General features: G+C 38.5%; 11 protein-coding genes. 9 read left to right on the top strand and 2 right to left on the bottom strand.

Annotation, left to right across the window (positions count from 1 at the left end; all coding sequences use genetic code 11):
• Positions 1-57 precede the first annotated feature (57 nt).
• Positions 58-1,920, bottom strand: a complete 1,863-nt coding sequence (locus tag ABWU87_RS07880; RefSeq protein ID WP_353329644.1) for a metallophosphoesterase — start codon at positions 1,918-1,920, stop codon at positions 58-60.
• A gap of 221 nt (positions 1,921-2,141) precedes the next feature.
• Between ABWU87_RS07880 and ABWU87_RS07875 the strand changes: the two genes are divergently transcribed.
• The 3 genes from ABWU87_RS07875 (at position 2,142) to ABWU87_RS07865 (ending at position 5,661) form a co-directional block, all read left to right on the top strand.
• The gene (locus ABWU87_RS07875; RefSeq protein ID WP_353329642.1) at positions 2,142-2,681 is read left to right on the top strand and encodes a hypothetical protein; all 540 of its coding nucleotides are present in this window, start codon (positions 2,142-2,144) and stop codon (positions 2,679-2,681) included.
• 1,732 nt (positions 2,682-4,413) lie between these two features.
• On the top strand, positions 4,414-4,983 hold the full coding sequence (locus ABWU87_RS07870; RefSeq protein WP_353329640.1) for a hypothetical protein: 570 nt from the start codon (positions 4,414-4,416) through the stop codon (positions 4,981-4,983).
• A 153-nt stretch (positions 4,984-5,136) separates the two neighbouring features.
• Positions 5,137-5,661, top strand: a complete 525-nt coding sequence (locus ABWU87_RS07865; protein ID WP_353329638.1) for a hypothetical protein — start codon at positions 5,137-5,139, stop codon at positions 5,659-5,661.
• A 232-nt stretch (positions 5,662-5,893) separates the two neighbouring features.
• On the opposite strand, the gene ABWU87_RS07860 is transcribed toward ABWU87_RS07865, so the two are convergent.
• Positions 5,894-6,388, bottom strand: a complete 495-nt coding sequence (locus ABWU87_RS07860; RefSeq protein WP_353329636.1) for a hypothetical protein — start codon at positions 6,386-6,388, stop codon at positions 5,894-5,896.
• Positions 6,389-7,484: 1,096 nt separating this feature from the next.
• Between ABWU87_RS07860 and ABWU87_RS07855 the strand changes: the two genes are divergently transcribed.
• The 6 genes from ABWU87_RS07855 (at position 7,485) to ABWU87_RS07830 (ending at position 18,359) form a co-directional block, all read left to right on the top strand.
• Positions 7,485-10,727: a SusC/RagA family TonB-linked outer membrane protein gene (locus ABWU87_RS07855; RefSeq protein WP_353329635.1), complete on the top strand. Its 3,243-nt coding sequence runs from the start codon at positions 7,485-7,487 to the stop codon at positions 10,725-10,727.
• A gap of 20 nt (positions 10,728-10,747) precedes the next feature.
• A complete protein-coding gene (locus ABWU87_RS07850; RefSeq protein ID WP_353329634.1) occupies positions 10,748-12,310 on the top strand; it encodes a RagB/SusD family nutrient uptake outer membrane protein in 1,563 nt (520 codons plus the stop codon).
• 71 nt (positions 12,311-12,381) lie between these two features.
• Positions 12,382-15,327, top strand: a complete 2,946-nt coding sequence (locus tag ABWU87_RS07845; RefSeq protein ID WP_353329633.1) for a GH92 family glycosyl hydrolase — start codon at positions 12,382-12,384, stop codon at positions 15,325-15,327.
• A gap of 32 nt (positions 15,328-15,359) precedes the next feature.
• Positions 15,360-16,217 (top strand): endonuclease/exonuclease/phosphatase family protein, encoded by an 858-nt coding sequence (locus ABWU87_RS07840; RefSeq protein WP_353329632.1) that lies wholly within the window; start codon positions 15,360-15,362, stop codon positions 16,215-16,217.
• A gap of 15 nt (positions 16,218-16,232) precedes the next feature.
• A complete protein-coding gene (locus ABWU87_RS07835) occupies positions 16,233-17,375 on the top strand; it encodes an alkaline phosphatase (protein ID WP_353329630.1) in 1,143 nt (380 codons plus the stop codon).
• Between the two features lie 9 nt (positions 17,376-17,384).
• Positions 17,385-18,359 (top strand): metallophosphoesterase family protein, encoded by a 975-nt coding sequence (locus ABWU87_RS07830; RefSeq protein ID WP_353329628.1) that lies wholly within the window; start codon positions 17,385-17,387, stop codon positions 18,357-18,359.
• Positions 18,360-18,452: the final 93 nt, after the last annotated feature.

The following is an 18,452-nucleotide window of genomic DNA, read 5'->3' as shown; positions in this document are numbered from 1 at the left end:
AATAACAAAGGCTATCCTCACTTTTTTAGTTCAAGGATAGCCTTTTTCCTTTTTATCTTATAACTCTTTATTTAACAGTTCTTTTCCTTCGGTATTCAGCACAGTCAATGTCAATTTTGAGTTTCTCTTTTTCAGAATCATCACGGTTCCATTGTCCAGGTCAGGTCCACCTCCCACAACTATCGGGAAGTTATTCTCGCATTCTCCTTTTGGATGAAAAGCAAGACTATGGTTGTGTGCATTGATTGCCAGGTTGAACGATGCCTTTTTCAAGAGCGGATGCCACATCTCTTTGCAGGGAGTATACTCATCAGAAGGCATGCAGTAGAGAGGAATATGATGAATCAGTACTTTGGCTGAGGCTTTTTTAAATTCGTTGCCCGATAATTCTTTCTTTAAGAATTCAGTTTGCTCACGTCTGAAGGATTCAAAAGAATTGAGCCCATAATATACTTTGGTTGTATCCGGTTTGTCTTCGCCACAATCCAGTAAAACAAAACGGGAGTCGCCCCAATTAAAAGCTCCATAAGTGGTATTGCCACCAACATAATCTATCAGGTCGCGCAACTGGATTGAGTAAGCATTTCGTATTTCATGGTTTCCACGGATATAATAGACCGGAACCTTTTCTGCATGAACCTGTTCGTTCATATAAGAAAGAAAATCGACTGCCGATTTTTCGTCTTTGGGGTCGTCTATGCAATCTCCGTTAAATATAACCATATCGTAATCAATTCCTTTAATCTGATTGGTCAGCTTGCCGAGTGTCTTTTTATTCTTATGCAAATCGTTCATGATGATAGCGGTAAAGTCGGTTGTTTTGCTGCCAGGTACAGAGAACGAATAGACCTCCGAACAGGCTGTGGCACCAAACTCTTTTCTGTAAGCCTCATAGAGAGTTATTTCTTGCGAGCAAACACGATAGTAGTACTTGGTGTCAGGTTTCAGATTTTTAAGACGCACCTTGTGATGTTCATTATTGCATACGGATTGCCCGTCAATCAACGTTTCGGTGCGGCAATCCAGATGTTGAGGGTTGGTTCCGTATTCCACCCAGCTGTGAACAGGCACATTGGTCAGCCACGAAACAGTGATACCTCCATTGTTCGGGTTCTGCAAGTAAGGTTTGGTACGCATTATTTGGGTAGCATCGGCTGCAATTCGCACATCGGTAAATAAAGGAAGATGGTCGGAAGCTATTTTCTCGGGAATCACCTGATTCTGGATTACAGAAAACTGATGTTGGTTCTCTTTGTATGCGTAAATATAATCGATGCATTCCTTAGCTTCATCGGAAGGATATGTTTTCTTATTTGGGTTGCTGAGCGGCTTGAATATATTTCTCATCGCAATCTGTGTAGGAGAGGAGAATTCGGAGTTCATGTCACCTGCCAGGAATACCGGTTTTGAAATACCCTTCAGTGCATTTTCTATAATTGCCACCGAAGCTATCTGATCGGCATCGGTCAATGACATGTGCACAGCGCAGCAAACATATTTACTGAATTCGGCAATAAGCAGCACCCGACTTTCTTCTCTTCCGGGGAGAGGTATTGTTTGGTATTTAATGGGACGCTCTTTTGATAACATACCAATTCCATAAGAGCCGCCTTGCAAACTGATGGCCGGAGCAAAGAGGTAATGCATAGCTGTTAACTCGCTGAGTTTTTTCAGTGCAAAAACGCCATTGTTGCGGGTTGTAACGCTATCCAGTTCTTGTAATGACACAACATCCGGCTTTACATCATCAATGATGTTTGCAATACGATCATAGTTAAACTCATTGTCGGTTCCTTTGCAGTTGTGAACGTTGTAAGACATGATACGAACAACATTCTTTTCTCTTGGGAATTTGTCGGAAGCAAATAATGAAGTGAATACGAACAAAAAAAGTGCTGATAGGTTGATAAATTTATTCATAGTAATGAAAATTAGTATGTTGGTTTATTCATGATATTAGTTGGCATTATCTTTTTTCAAGAACTTAAATATTAGTATCTATTAGTTTAGGTCCCGCAAAGGTATAATAAAACGCAGCAAAATATTCTTTTTATTTTTGGTTTTTAAAAAGAATGTGGCGACTGTTTTGACCATTCTCAAATGAAAAAGTTATATTTGCTATAAATACAACTGAAAATACTATGTACCAGATAAAATTGGAGAAAGACGACTTTCTTAGATTTATGCTCTTCACGGCATCAAAATCTAAAACGATAAAAGCAAAGCGAATTCGTAGTTGGATAATTATCACTGTACTTTTTCTGTGTTTAGGACTTATATTTCTAAGTAAAGAGGATAAGTTAGTTTCATATTATTTTTTGATTGTGGCTGGGTTGAACATCTTTTTTTATCCCTTTTACAACAGGTGGAGGTATAAAAAATATTATGAGAGCCATATTAAGGAAAACTATAAGAACAGAATCGGAGTAACTAGTCAGGTGGAATTTGTAGATGAATATATTATCTCAAAGGATTACTCGGGAGAAGAGAAACTCAGACTCACAGAGATTTCGTTTATTTATGAGATAAAAGACGACTTGTTTATACGGATGAAGAATGGCGGAACGATTGTTGTTCCAAGTAAAATGGCAGATTACGAAGGGTTCAAGAGCGAACTGGCAAAAGTTACAGAAAATTTGGGAATAATCTGGAATGTAGAACTGAACTGGAAATGGAAATAAGGAAACACACACTTTCTGTATTGTTTCTCCTTGTTTATTAGGAGAGCTAATTAGTTCTGATGTTTTTTACCTGACCTCGCTATTGTATTGGTATTGTTTTGCTATATGTTTGATAATGAGCTGTTAATCGTTGTAGATGCCCTAACGATGAGAATGTAATGGTGCACTATAAAAAGATAGGTAAATATTTTTAGTGGCAGTGTGGCAGAGAAAACATTCTTTTTCTCGTTCTGTAAATCGTAAATCCAAAAAAAATCTTTTTGAAGAATTTTCATTTTTCATTTTCTGAAACCGAATAAACCTCTTTTTTACTGCCACTAGTGACACTAAAATTGTTTACAAGTTGGAGCTGTTATAGGTAATAAGCTGAATATCACTTTTAACTTCGCCCTTTTCACCTCTGTAAAATGGGTGTGTTTGATTATGGGTGGAAGAATACAGAGTGGGGAAGCGGAAGAGGAAACAATCATTTTCCGAAAAGGATAAATTCAACCTCTTTTAGAGTTTGCATCTATAAAAACTGACCGTTTCTAGAGTTTGCAGTTTATTCGTCAACCTAAATCAGGCGAAGCAACAGAAATAGTCAACCTAAAACCAGTGTTTAGAGAATAAATCACGTTCCATTAACAAAAGCCGGAATAGGTTTATTGTATTCGTCGAGACATATTACCCCAATCATGTACAAGATTAGGGGGTAATCATGTACAAGATTGAACCTAAACATGTACATGATTGGAGCGAATGATGTACAAGATTGAGGTAACTATTGCCGTTGTTTGGGTTAGTTTTCCCTGTTGTTTCGGTTAGTTCTTCATGAATAAAGAATTAGTGTATCTGGGCAACCCCATAATCAGATTAGCTTGCTGTTATTATCATAATAGGGGAGTGCTGCATTGTTTTTATTTTCGATAATCGGCATACCCCTCTAAATGCAGGCCATAACAGGCAATGGTGTGCTACATTTATGCTGGTCAACTATCCATTTGCAATATTTTAAGCACCACAGCAGGCAGTTGCATGCTGTTTATATCCGTTCTCATTGTCTGAAACCACTCGTTTAAGGCTCTTTTTGGTGATATGATCGCATGGAACAATTCTTCTTCACTATTTATTGGTGAATCTAATTGTTAGATTATCAATGATGTATGAGGGCTTGGGTGGAGAGGGTGGAGTAAAAATAAGCTTTTTACGTTTCCAGAAAATCATATTTGAAAAAAAGTATTTTAGAAGATTTTTCAATTTTCGTTTTCTAGAATCGAAAAACAGTCGTTTTCTCTCCACCCTCTCCACCCTCGTGAAGCTTTGTTAATCGATAATTAGCTAAATATAAGTTTCTAAGTTGAAGAGAAAGCAATTATATGCCACACTAATATTTTATCTAATAGCTACCAACTGTGCCACCCCTTTATAAAAATATCATGTATATTTAATGTTCAAAGAGCTGAAGTACATTAAATCAACCGAATATATGTTTTTATATAAATTATTCGTTACATGAAGATGTTATGGTATTAATTGTTATATTTGCCAGATAAGAGATTGCTAAAACCATGATGCACAATGCTTTCTTGCTTCAAAGATTTATTGCGCCGTCTGGTATAAGACCGAACAAAGGCTTATTTGACATGCTAGTCAAGGAATTAATTGAGTTTGCGGCTATTGCAGCAAGATGCATATTTAAAGTTAACCGAATTTATAACGAACTATTGAAAGATATTAAAATCCAATAAATATGAAAACGAAGTTTGTTTATTCGATTTTATTAATCTTCTTTCTATCTTCTTTTTATGTAGGTGCCAATTATGAAGGTACTAAGAAAGAACATAGATCGGTTTTAGTATTTGATGTAGACAGCTCATCGTGTGAAAAGCCTTTCTTTAGAGACAGTCTTTTAATAATATATTATGATGAGGATAGTCTTTTAATTAAGAATTTCTATAAGGGCAATTATTATCAAAACATCTATTTTAATTCTGATGATGCTTTCTTTGAAAAAAGGTTTGTTTCAAATCTACCTGAAAATATATTTGGAATAGATACTATATTAACATTCTCTAAGAAGGATACATCTTTTATATATAAGTCAAAAAGAGATGATTTCTTAGTGACACTTATTGATGTTTCTTTGTTTGATGGTAAATATTCGATACTAAGAGATGGAGATAATTATAAGACAATAAAACAAAGTATGGTAGATACAACTTATAAAGAAATTTTTTTCTATGATAAAGATTATCGTATTTATAAATTCATTAATACATGGAAAAATATGAAGTGTGTGTATAATATAAGAAAAGAGTGATTCATAATAGAATACGATATTAAGATGTTTGATATATCTGCAAGAATTAGTTTTAAAACATTAAATCTTTGGACCAGCAAATTTTCTGTCCGGAAAAAAGTTAGCAACTCCATACGTTAATGTGTTGAAATATAAGAAGCTGTAATATTTTAAATGGATGGTTTAATAATTGAAATTTTTCGAACAAAGATGATAAAAAAAAGTATTTGTATAATATTGTTGTTTATTGCGGGGTGTACAGCATCAAAAGCACAAAAGGTTGTCTCTGCTCACGATAAAATTGTTGAGTACAAAATAATAAACCAGCAATTTGAGGAAATCTTATCTAATATAATCAATCTTGAAAGTGTAAGAAATGCACCTTTTTTGTATCTTGGATTTGGAACAGATACTTATAAAAATACGATTTATAGCTCTTTTGAGATTAATATTGGTGACGATTGGAATAAGATTCAAAAAGCAAATGGATTCTGGGGATATTTACAATATAAAGATAAAATTTTTGTATTAACAGGTAGCTTATTTGATGGAATTCTTGCCAAAACTAAGAAAAAAAAGAATTTTTATTATACGATTAAGCCTTTTGATTTCCGTGATCTTACAACTTGTGGAGGTTCTTTGATTCGGTGTCTTTATGTAAAAGGTAAATTTGTTTCAATAAAAGATTGTTATGAATAACAATCGGATAATAAATGAATACGTAGCAAAACAAAAAATATAATGTAAAGGACTCAAAGAACAATGTATATCATATAGCTTTTACTGTATTTGTTAATTATAATATACTTAACTACAAACTATTACAGGCTGGTTTAAAGTTGAATAGAAAAACATTGTTGTTTGAAGGGATAAGGTTGAAAAAGAAATAAGATTAAACAAAAAGCTCGCAAAATCTTGCCGGTATTCTTTATCATCTTTCAGAACATTCTTTATCTATATACCAATTATCATCATAAGCTTTATAATTTAGTTTCTTAATATTTTCCAACGTGTTTGATGATGACAACCGGAGAAAATGGTATGTACATCTATTGTACCATGGTAGCGAAAGAAAAACATTCCCTTTTTCATCAACAGATAAAGCTATTACCTTAATCTTATCAAATGATTTTAAAGCATGTTCAATATAATCAGTGTCCTTTTTCGTTAACAACACTCCTTTTTCTTTGCTAAAAGCTATTTCTATTGAAGATATTTTTTGGGTAAGAAAACTACTTTTTATCTTGTATGTCATCCCTTGGTAAGTAACGAAGTAAACTCCTTTTCGATTAACTATACACATATTACTAAACTCCGAATAATCTAAAACTTTTAATGTGTTAAATTTTTCTTGAAGGCTCTTACTATTTGTACATCCATGAAGGAAAAGAACACATGATAATAATGCAATAAGTATCTTTCTCATTTCCTTAACTTTCTATAATTGAGTGTTTCTGCATGGTATATCCCTTTTATAATTTAGCGCTGACCATCTTTTGAATCAGATTGCGACGTATAATCATTTTGTATTGAAATCTGCAAACTATTAGCGTAAGGTCCTGCCTTTAATTCATAATAATTATAATCTACAGAATACCCAGTTGCACTCCACAGGTTCATCCGGCAAATGCGCAGGAAGTTAGAGCAAATATACAAATAACCTAATTTTTTATATTTGAATATCGACAAACGAATATAAAAATGAACCCAAGCTTTCTCCATTATACCTTCGGTATTTGCGATAGACTTACTAAAGCACTGAATACAAAAATAGCAGCATTTATTTAAAGATCCAAAATAGGACCAACAAATTAGAATTCCCCTATTATAAATGCAAAAAGGTTATCAGCTAAGAAAGTGCTATATGTGAATTTAAACTTTGCCGAAAGACTGCAGATAATCCTTTTTTCGAATGAAAGTTCAACGTTTGGAATGCAAGGATTCTGAAAAGATACGTCAGGAAAATATTCATTTTGCTACCAGAAACGGACTTTAGCTATCGGTATATTTAACCGTAAAATCTTTCATATGAATCAGTGGAAGTTAACAGCACAGAGGAGCCTTATTTCAAGTAATTCAGTGGGAGTTTCCGATTATTGAACCAAGTCATTACCTACCGGTTACTGATTACGAGAAAAGGAAAATGCGAATGCATTTTCGTGTCTCCTCAAAAAAAAATAGTAAAATGAAGATTTTTATACGCAAATTACGTACGGCATGTAATGGCGAAAATCTAGATTTGCATCAATGAAACTTTAAAATAATCGTTGTTAACTAAAAACACATGCCTATGAAAACCTTATTTTTCTTTCTCAAAGTGAATACCTGATTTATTTTAGAATCCAGATGTCTTAATTATAATATTAAGACTTTTTATGTTATAGTGTTGTAATAAATTACATTTTTTAAATTTTAAAATGAAGTATGAATGAAACTTTATTGTTTTCATAATGAAATATAAATTTTCGTTCTTTGTCAAGGAAATTAAAAGTTAAATTAATCTTCAAAAAACAAGTATTCATATGAGTAGTAAAACGAAGAAAACAAAAATCTGGATGCAGAAAGGATGTATAGCTTTTGGAGCTATAACATTGAGCATGCTTCCTTTGCACCATGCGGTTGCAAGTAATTCTCTTTCCGAGAAATCTTCTGTTGTTGTAAGCAAAAACACGTTTGGCATAACCGACATTCAACAACAACGTAAATCAGAGAAAAGAGTTTCAGGTAAAGTCAAAGATAACACAGGAGCCGGAATTCCGGGAGTAAACATTTCGGTGAAAGGTACAAAGACCGGGACAGTGACCGACCTGGATGGTAACTATTCTATTGTTGTACCCGAAGAAAACTCTGTTCTGGTGTTCACATACATCGGATTCCTTCCATCCGAATTTAAAGCTTCGGACTCTCAGTTACGCGAAGTTATATTAAAAGAAAATTCCAAAACATTGGATGAAGTGGTAGTCATCGGATACGGTGATACCCGTAAAAAAGACCTTTCAATGGCTGTTGGTTCGGTAGAATTTAAACAATCATTGAAAAGCCGTCCGTTAGGTTTTGCCGGGATGTTGCAAGGTCAGCTTCCAGGGGTTACAATATCAAATAATGGTGGTGACCCGATGTCAGCACCTACTTTAACCATCCGCGGACAAGGTTCACGTTCGGGCGATCAGGTCCTTTACATTGTAGATGGAGTTCCGGGCGCACCTTTTAATACCGAAGATGTAGAAAGCATCAGTGTATTGAAGGATGCCGCATCAGCAGCCATTTATGGTGCTCATGTAGGTTCGGGCGGTGTTATTGTAGTGACTACCAAGAAGGCTAAGTCCGGTAAAGCACAGGTATCTGCCAATGTTTCTTATGGTATTGCCAATGCAACTAATTTGCCTGAAATGACAAACGCAGCTGAATACTGTAAAATAATGAAAGATGCATATGCAGCTGCAGGCAGAGCTATTCCGGGAAATGTCGATTCATCACGCTATCCGTTTGCTGAGGTTACTCGTACAAACTGGATTGATGAAATTTTCCGTTCGGCCATGCTTCAACATTATGCTGTTTCCATTACTGGTGGTAGTGATGCGATGAAAGCGTTTGCATCGGTTTCTTATGATAAGGATCAGGGAGTACTGCTCAACACATTTAAGGAAACAATGGGTGCAAAATTTAACCTCGATTTTACAATCAATAAATACGTAACCTTGAGCGAGCGTGTTGGATACACCTTCAACAACGGACAGGGTGGAGTAAATACAAGTACCCATACGGGTGTGATAGCTCAGGCTATGTTTATGCCGGCATCTGCAACTGTGTATGAGTATGATAAAAACGGAAATCCGGTTTATGACCTTTACGGCAATCAGGCTTTTGGAGGTACAACACCTACCTGGGCATCAGCTTATGCCGGCGGATTCGGTGAAGTACGCAACCCTGTAGCTATGCTGAAACGTTTGACTCAGTACAGACCAAGTCATAAACTGATGTCGACCACATCTTTAAACATTAAACCTTTTAGCGGACTTACTGTAAAATCTGATTTTACTGCTGGATTCGAGTCCGACAGATATGAAGATTTCACTAAGAAGATTACAGAAATAGGTAAACCGTTCGACGAAAACAACCGTTCTATCTCTTCTTCAATGGCAAATGAATGGTTGTGGGAAACAACAGCAACCTACTCTTCAGAAATTGCTGAAAATCATCTGTTGACAGCAATGGCTGGATATACAATGGGTTACAATAATTACCGCGGCAATGGTGTAACGGTATATGGCTTCCCAAATGAATCTTCCTGGGCTCAGAATCTGGTAAATGGAACCGATTGGAGTAAGGACAAACCGACGGAAAGTTTCTGGGAAGAATCTCAGGTATCAGGCTTCGGTCGTGTTTCATACTCTTTTGCAGACCGTTATTTCCTGACAGGAAGTTTACGTTACGATGCAACTTCTAAATTGTTGAAAGGCAATAGAGGACAAGCATTCCCTGCAGTATCTGCCGGATGGAAAATCTCTTCCGAACCATTCTTTGCTTCTTTGCGTGATAAAATCAGCTTATTGAAAATACGTGGTAGCTGGGGACAGATTGGAAATATCACTTCAGTGGGTCATTATGCCGGAAATATCAAATTACAGGAGTCTCCATGGTTTACATACTTTGGAAAAGATGGCTCAAATGCAATCAAAGGATTAAGTCTTACCACATTCCTGAATCCGAACTTGAAATGGGAAACTTCAGAACAACTTGATTTTGGTTTTGATTTGAACTTATTGAACGATCGCTTAAGCTTTACAGCCGACTGGTTCCGTAAAGATACCAAAGACCTTATTGAACAGCTTACAGTTCCTTCAGTTGCCGGTATTGAAGTGGCTCCACTTGGAAACGTAGGTAAAGTCCGCAACTCAGGTCTGGAATTTGCTGTGAATTATAATGATAAGGTAGGAGAGGTGCATTACAATATAGGCGCAAACTTTACTACACTGAAAAATGAAGTGCTTAATCTTGGCGACGAAAGCTACATACAGCATACTGATGAAGTGCGGGCTTTCATGCCTCTTCGTTCGGCAGTGGGAGAGTCATGGTACTCTTACTATGTAATTCCTACCGACGGATTGTTCAGAAGCCAAGCTGAAGTTGACGATTACAACCAAAAACACGGTTACAAGAACAGCAACGGTGTGTGGATTCCGGCTCAACCAAATGCAAAACCGGGTGATATTCGTTTTGTAGATTCTGATGGCAATGGCATTATCAATGAAGGCGACCGTGTATTCAAAGGCAGCTATGCACCTAAATATACTTTTGCACTGAACGGTGGATTGGAATGGAACGGATTTGATTTCTCATTCCAACTGCAGGGAGTATCCGGCAACAAGATTTTCAACGGAACCAAAGCAATGACATATCCTACCGAAACAGGATGGAATCTCTCAAAAGACCTGTTGAACAGCTTTACCTATAATCCTTCTTCGAACATTCCAAGACTGAATGTGTCTGATCAGAATGCCAATCTTACTACTACTTCGGATTTCTTCCTTGAAAAAGGCGATTACCTTCGCATAAAGAATGTGACTGTAGGTTATACTCTTCCAAAGAACTGGATGAAGAAGTTAGGTGGAAATACTTCCGTAAGAATTTATGCAACAGGTGAAAACCTTTACACATTCACCGGTTATGATGGCATTGATCCGGAAGTGGGCCGAATGGGACTTGATGGTGGTAGATACCCGGTATCCCGTATGTTTAATTTTGGTTTAAATGTGAACTTTTAAAGAATTTTGGAGGTAATTTTATGAAAAATATAGTGATAAAAGGTTTGGCAACAGTTGCATTGTCTTTGTCTCTTTTTAGTTGCGACAGTTTCCTGACAACAGAAGAAAAGGGTGAACCCTCGCTAGGAGTGATGTGGAAGACCGAAAATGATGCTGTACTTGCTGCAAATGGTCTTTATTTCTGGACAGCGTCAGAAGGTATAACAGGGCGCGGTATGATGTGGTACGTAAACTGTAGCGACGATATGGTTACAGGACGAAACAGTGGTGATGCCGCGCGTATAAAAAACTTCCAGTATGGAAAGCGCGACTGTCTGGACAACTGGCCTGTAATGTACCAGCTCATAAAGAAGGCAAACGATATTATTCGTTATGTTACACCCATGAATATCAACGAGGATGTGAAAAATAAAGTGTTGGGTCAGGCTTATTTCATGCGTGGCTGGGCTTATATGTGGATTGCTCCTTACTATGGTGACAATGGCACCAACGGAGGTATTCCTATTGTAACCGAAAATACTCCTCTGGAGGAAATTGATCAGCCTCGTCCGAAAAGTGTTTCTGAGAATTATAAGATGATCATCAGCGATTTTGATAAGGCGGCATCTTTGCTTCCTCTCTTTAAAGACTGGGATGAGAACGAATGGGGACGTCCTCACAAAACTGCTGCATGGGCTTATGCGGCGAAGGCAGCTCTTTTCAATGCTCAGTATGATGCCACTTATTACCAGAAAGTCATTGACTATTGCGATAAGGTGATTCCTCACCACGATTTGTTGAAGAACTATGCCGATGTTTTCAAAATGTCGAATAACTGGAGTCCTGAATACGTTTGGTCATGGACAAGCAACGAGCTCGACGGTTCTAAGCTTCCGGGTGTTATGCTTGAAAATAAAGGTTGGGGATTGTACAATGGTTGGGGATATTTCATGCCTACAAAGGAGTTGTACGATGCTTTCGAAGAAGGTGATACTCGCCGTGCCGTTACCATGCTGGTTCCTGGTGACAGTTTCACGTTCCTTGGTAAAGAGAAACTTTATTATTCAACTCAAAGTTCTTCGGGTATGCAGTTCAATAAGTACATGGACCCGTTCCGTCCGAAAGATGCGATTGGTACTACAGTTAACCCGAATGGGGATAACATGACGACCGACCTGAGCATTCCGCTGATTCGTTTCTCTGAAGTGTTGCTTTGGAAAGCCGAAGCGCTGATCTGGCAAGGCAAAAATGGTGACGAACCTTTGAACAGGGTAAGAACCCGTGCAGGATTGCCAGCTTTAACCAATGCCACAAAAGCCGACTTGAAGCATGAACGCCGTTGTGAGCTGGCTGGTGAGTTGAGCAACCGTCACTTGGATTTGGTTCGTTGGGGAGATGCTAAGGAAGTTTACAGTCATCCATTACACGGATATGTAACTTCGGGTGTTGTGGAAGGTGATGATGCGGCAACTATCCGCAGTAAATCGAAGGTAGTTGAAATCTGGGCTGCCAGAAATTTCGATCCTACGATTAATAATGTATTCCCGATTCCTGCCGATGAAATTAGCAAGAGTAAAAACCTCGTTCAGAATAAAGGTTATTAATTATTAACCTGGTCGAAAAGGCCGGCTCAATAAAATTTGTTTAGCCGGCCTTTCTTTTTAATATTTGCACAATGAAAATAAAGAAAATCATACTCTGTTCATTCCTGGCTCTGATGCTTCCGATAGGTGATGCTCTGGCACAGAAATCACCTGTTGATTATGTTAACCCTTTTATTGGTACCGGCTTTCATGGACATACATATCCGGGCGCAACTGTACCTTATGGTGCTGTTCAGTTGAGCCCCGATACCCGTCTTGGAAACTGGGACGCATGTTCTGGTTATCATTACAACGATTCCACCATTCTTGGCTTTTCTCATACCCATCTTAGTGGTACAGGATGCCTTGATTTGGGTGATATATTGTTCCATCCAACAACAAAAGAGGTGCTTACTGCCTCAAAAGGAGATCTCTATCAGCCTTTGAGGTTTTCGCACGAACAGGAAAGTGCCTCTCCCGGCTATTATTCAGTAGAGTTCAAAGATGAAAAGATCAAGGCTGAACTCACAGCCTCTACCCATGTTGGTGTTCATCGGTACTCATTCCCAACAGATTGTACTGCTTCTATTATCATAGACCTGTTTCATTCTCTGGATAATAACGAATTTATTTATGAAGCTACACTCGAAAAGTGTTCAGATAATGAGATTGTGGGAATGCGTCGTACCCGGGGGTGGGTGGATAATCAATGTGTCTATTTTGTTGCTCAGTTCTCAAAGTCGTTTAAAAAAGTGGATTTTTATAATGCCGGAAGTCTCGCTTCAGCAGGAAACAAACAGAGCGGTACAAACTTGCAGGCTGTTGTCGGATTTGATGTAACAGACGGAACGCCGGTTGTTGTCAAAGTCGCCTTATCGGTTGTCAGCATTGAGAATGCTCGTGAAAATCTGAAAAAAGAGGTTTCGGGGTTTGATTTTGATGCTGTAAAGAGAGATGCCCGGACTTGCTGGGAAAAAGCACTCTCTGAAATCACGGTTGAAGGCAATAACAAGGAAGACCTGATAAATTTCTATACAGCAGTTTATCACTCGAAAGTGATTCCGAATATTGTGAATGATGTGAATGGCGATTATCGTCGGCACGATATGACCATCGCCCGGTTGGGGAAGGGGGAGTGTCAGTATTCTACATTCTCCATCTGGGATACATTCCGCGCTTGGCATCCGCTGATAACCCTGACAGACACGGCTATGGTGCGTGATATGATTCACTCATTTCTCAATATCTACGATGCATCGGGCGAGCTTCCCATCTGGCCGTTATCTGCTGGAGAAACAGGAACCATGATTGGATATCATGCAGTATCGGTCATTGCGGATGCATACCTGAAAGGCATTCGTGGCTTCGATGCGGAGAAAGCATTGAAAGCGATGATTGTTTCTTCGGAAAAGAATAAGAAAGGGGCCGATTTTTATATTAAGTATGGATTCATACCTTCCAATACAAAGAGAGAATCGGTTTCCTGCCTGCTTGAATTTGCTTACGATGACTGGGCTATTGCTCAAATGGCAAAGGCAATGGGCAAAGAGGATATTTATCAACGCTATATAAAGCGTTCACAGAATTATTGTAATGTATTTGATGGTCAGACGAAATTCTTTCGGGGAAAAAGAATGGACGGAAACTGGGAAACTCCATTTAACCCTTTCGAGGTTGGACGTGCCTACACGGAAGCCACTGCCTGGCAATACCGCTTTTTTGTACCACACGATGTAAATGGGATGATACAACTCTTTGGAGGAAAAGAGGCTTTTATAAAAGAACTGGACCAGCTGTTTGTGGTTGAATCAAATTTGCACAATAGTGATATACAGGATATCACCGGTTTGATTGGGCAGTATGCTCATGGCAATGAACCTAGTCACCACATGGCCTATCTGTATAACTACGTGGGTCAGCCTTGGAAAACCCAGGAAATGGTACGCCGTATTCTGAAGGAAATGTATAAACCCACTCCCGATGGTATCATAGGTAATGAAGACTGCGGACAGATGTCCGCATGGTACATCCTCAGCAGCTTGGGTTTGTACTCTGTATGTCCAGGTTCAAATGAATACTCATTAACTGCTCCTTTGTTTTGCAAAGCAACTATTCATTTGGCCAATGGCAAAACACTCACAATTACTGCCAATTGCTCTGAAGAGAACAAGTATATCGATAAAGTGGTGCTTAACGGAAAAGAAATTGAAACAAATTTTATTACCTATAAACAGTTGATGGAGGGAGGTGAGTTTTGCTTTACATTGTTTTCGCAACCTAATCTGCACAGAGGGACCGGTGTTGAGGCTGCACCCTATTCGTACACAAAAGGAAAGATGGTTTCTGTTCCCTGTGTCGACAAGGATTTGAATCTGTTCCTCGATAAAACAGAGGTGCAGCTGATGTCTGCCACTCCGGGCGCGGAAATCCGCTATACTTTGAATGGAACTGAGCCGACTCCGGAATCGCCTCTCTATAAAAAGCCTCTTTCTCTGAAACAATCGGCTTGGATTATAGCCAGAGCGTATAAGAATGGGTACCAGCCAAGCCGGATCTTATCTATTCACGCAACAAAAGCGGAGTTTAGAAAGGCCGAACAGGTTGCACCAGTGCAAAATGGAACCTCTTTCAGTTATTATGAAGGGTTGTATTCGAAAGTTGACGATATAGAGAAAAGTCCCGTTGTAATGACCGGAATCATGAAAGAACCATCAATTGACAAAGCCCGACAAGAAGATCATTTTGCTTATATATTTACCGGAATGTTGTATATACCCGAAGATGGCGTTTACGGATTTAATACCTGCTCCGACGATGGAAGTGTATTGTACATTGGAAATGAAAAGGTGGTTGACAACGACGGCTCTCATGCTGCGATTGAAGCAACCGGGAAAATCGCGTTGAAGAAAGGATTTCATTCATATAAGCTTCTTTATTTTGAGGACTATGAGGGCCAGGGTTTCAGTTGGGCATGGAAGACCCCTGCATCAAAGCAGTTTACAATTATTCCGGCTAAAAATTTATTCGTAAAAAAGTAAGTGGTATATTTGAAATAAAAAAGAAATAAACAATGAAAAAGTTAGCTTATCTTTTATTAGGAACTCTACTTGTCACATCTGTAAAGGCACAGATGCCGGTCGAACTTAATGTAATGACTTATAATATTCGTTATGACAATCCTGACGATAACCAGAACAACTGGAAATACAGAAGAGACAATGCTGCAAACGCAATTCGTTTCTACGATGCTGATATATTGGGTACACAAGAGGTACTTCATAATCAATTGCAGGACCTGAAAGAACGTTTGTCCGGATATGATGTAGTAGGGGTTGGGCGCGATGACGGAAAAGAAAAAGGAGAATACAGTGCCCTCTGGTACAAAAAAGATAGATTTACCTTGCTCGACTCTGGCAATTTCTGGTTAAGTGAAACTCCTCTTATTACTGCCTCCAAAGGTTGGGATGGGGCATGTGTACGTATTGCTTCGTGGGTAAAGCTCAAGGATAAGAAAAGCGGCAAGAGTCTGTTTGCTCTAAACACTCATTTCGATCACATAGGGGTAGTAGCCCGTAAAGAGAGTGTGAAACTAATACTCAATAAAGTGGCCGAGTTAAGTAAAGGTATTCCGGTGATAGTGACCGGAGATTTTAATGCAGAGCCCGAATCGAACGTAATTAAAGGGTTGACTGACACAAGCAATAATAAACATCTTATTGACTCACGCACCGTTTCCCCTATTGTTTATGGACCTGCATGGAGTTTTCACGATTTTGGAAGAATTCCGTTGAATGAACGCACACTGATCGACTATATTTTTGTTCGTAACGGAGTGAAAGTCTTAAAATACGGAGTTCTGGCCGAGACCAAAGATTCCACTTTCTTATCAGATCATGCACCCATACTTGTGCGTATTGCGATAAAATAATTTCAATATTAAGAAATGAAAAAGATAATGCTGAAAATAACATTACTGGTTGTTGTATTAACATTTCATCCGGTAATATCTAATGCTCAGAGTCGTAAAGATAAGGAGCAGACAGTCACGGTTAAAGATCCCTATGATGTGGCAAAGATTAACGCTCCGAAAGGAAAAAAGATTAAGAACGTGATTCTTATGATTGGTGATGGTATGAGTCTGATGGATATGTATTCTGCATGGACACTGAATAAAGGAAAGCTTAATCTGGAAAATGCCCAGGCAGTAGGTCTGTCCAAAACTTATTGCGCCAACAAACTCATTACTGATTCGGGTGCTGGAGGAACGGCAATAGCAACCGGACATAAAACAAATTATCACATGGTGGGTACAGATGTTAACGGAAATCCTCTTCCTTCTCTTACTGACTTTGCGAAAAACAAGCAACTATCTACCGGAGTGGTTGTTACTTGCAGGTTGAATGACGCTACTCCTGCCGATTTTTGCTGTAATAATACAGACCGTGATAAGGATTATGAAATTGTGGCCGATTATACCACATGTGGCGTCGATTTTATTTTCGGTGGTGGTTCCAAATATTTTGAGAATCGGCCCGATGGGAGAAATATTTTCCGGGAAATGGAGAATAAAGGATATCAAACTCCAAAGAATTGGGATGCTCTTTCAAAAATCAATTCGGGTAAAGTTCTGGCAGTGGTAGATACACTCGATTTGCCGGAGCCCAAAGTAAGGGGTAACATTCTTGAAAAGGCTTCTATGAAAGCGGTTGATATGTTGTCAAAGAACGATAAAGGCTTTTTCCTGATGATTGAAGGTTCTCAGTTGGATGATTATGGTCATTTCAACGATTTGGATCTGTTGATGCAGGAGATATTCGACTTTGACAAAACAATAGGAAAGGTATTTGAATGGGCAGCCAAAGATGGGGAAACATTAGTTATTGTTACTGCCGATCATGAAACAGGCGGACTAACTTTGGTTGGTGGTGATCTTGAAAAAGGGAAAATTGTTGGTAAATTCTCTACCACCGGACACAGCGGGGTGATGGTTCCTGTTTATGCTTTTGGGCCAGGCTCTGAAAATTTTACCGGCATCTACGAGAATACTGCATTGTTTGATAAGATAAAGAAACTATTAAATTTATAATTATACAAAATGAAAAAGATTCATCTATATATACTTTTGGCGCTATTTCTGTTCATAACAGGAGCTCATGCCCAGCAACTTCGATTCCATAAAGACGGAACATTTAAAATAGTACAGTTTACCGATACCCATGTGGTACCCGACAAAACTGAATCGCTTAAAGCCATAAAGCTGATTAATGAAACTATTGACAAAGAACACCCAGATCTGATTATCTTTTCTGGAGATGTAGTAACAGGTAAGCCGGCTCGTCAGGGATGGAAGATGGTTTTGAGTACATTGGAGCAAAAAGGCATTCCGTTTTGCATTGCCATGGGAAACCATGATCCGGAACAAGACTTGAGTCGTTCTGAGATTGCAGATCTTATCACAGCGACAAATCGCAGCCTCAATAAGAAAGATACTAAAGGATTGTGCGATATGGCTTTGGAAGTAAAGTCTTCTAAGGACAATGCCGCTTCTGCATTAATCTACTGCATGGACTCAAATGATTATTCTAAAATTGACACAGTGAAAGGATATGGCTGGTTTTCATTCGACCAAATTCAATGGTATCGCCAGACTAGTGCGCAGTATACTTTGAAGAACGGAGGAAAACCACTTCCGGCTTTGTCCTTTTTTCACATACCACTTCCTGAGTTCTTCCAGGCATATAAGAACGAACGCAATAGCCCGGTAGGTAAACGTCTGGAAGACGAGTGTCCGGCATCCGTAAACTCAGGAATGTTTGCTTCCATGCTGGAATGCGGAGATGTAATGGGTGTATTTGTGGGTCACGATCATGACAATGATTATCTGGCTTCGCTCCACGGTATTGCTTTGGGTTATGGCAGGTTCTCAGGAGGAAAAACCACTTATATTAACATTCAGAATGGGGCCCGTATCATAACCTTGAAAGAAGGTGAACGAGGATTTTCAACATATATTCGTCTGCTTGATGGGAGTGAAATCTGTTCCACAACTTATCCCGGAACTTTTAAATAATCTCTGACTGAATAATAATAGATTGTTCTTTTAAGGGATATTCGGTTTTATTATAAACTATATGAAATATTCATGCAATCTATTCGGATTGTA

The sequence above is a fragment of the Bacteroides sedimenti genome (assembly GCF_040365225.1).
GTDB classification, from domain to species: Bacteria; Bacteroidota; Bacteroidia; order Bacteroidales; family Bacteroidaceae; genus Bacteroides; species Bacteroides sedimenti.
This window is presented reverse-complemented; position numbering and strand designations above follow the sequence as displayed.

Bases quoted from the DNA above. Each gene is read 5' to 3' on its own strand.
- ABWU87_RS07860 (WP_353329636.1), bottom strand. From the start codon at position 6,388: ATGAGAAAGATACTTATTGCATTATTATCATGTGTTCTTTTCCTTCAT.
- ABWU87_RS07845 (WP_353329633.1), top strand. From the start codon at position 12,382: ATGAAAATAAAGAAAATCATACTCTGTTCATTCCTGGCTCTGATGCTT.
- ABWU87_RS07830 (WP_353329628.1), top strand. From the start codon at position 17,385: ATGAAAAAGATTCATCTATATATACTTTTGGCGCTATTTCTGTTCATA.
- ABWU87_RS07855 (WP_353329635.1), top strand. From the start codon at position 7,485: ATGAGTAGTAAAACGAAGAAAACAAAAATCTGGATGCAGAAAGGATGT.
- ABWU87_RS07875 (WP_353329642.1), top strand. From the start codon at position 2,142: ATGTACCAGATAAAATTGGAGAAAGACGACTTTCTTAGATTTATGCTC.
- ABWU87_RS07840 (WP_353329632.1), top strand. From the start codon at position 15,360: ATGAAAAAGTTAGCTTATCTTTTATTAGGAACTCTACTTGTCACATCT.
- ABWU87_RS07865 (WP_353329638.1), top strand. From the start codon at position 5,137: ATGGATGGTTTAATAATTGAAATTTTTCGAACAAAGATGATAAAAAAA.
- ABWU87_RS07880 (WP_353329644.1), bottom strand. From the start codon at position 1,920: ATGAATAAATTTATCAACCTATCAGCACTTTTTTTGTTCGTATTCACT.
- ABWU87_RS07870 (WP_353329640.1), top strand. From the start codon at position 4,414: ATGAAAACGAAGTTTGTTTATTCGATTTTATTAATCTTCTTTCTATCT.
- ABWU87_RS07850 (WP_353329634.1), top strand. From the start codon at position 10,748: ATGAAAAATATAGTGATAAAAGGTTTGGCAACAGTTGCATTGTCTTTG.
- ABWU87_RS07835 (WP_353329630.1), top strand. From the start codon at position 16,233: ATGAAAAAGATAATGCTGAAAATAACATTACTGGTTGTTGTATTAACA.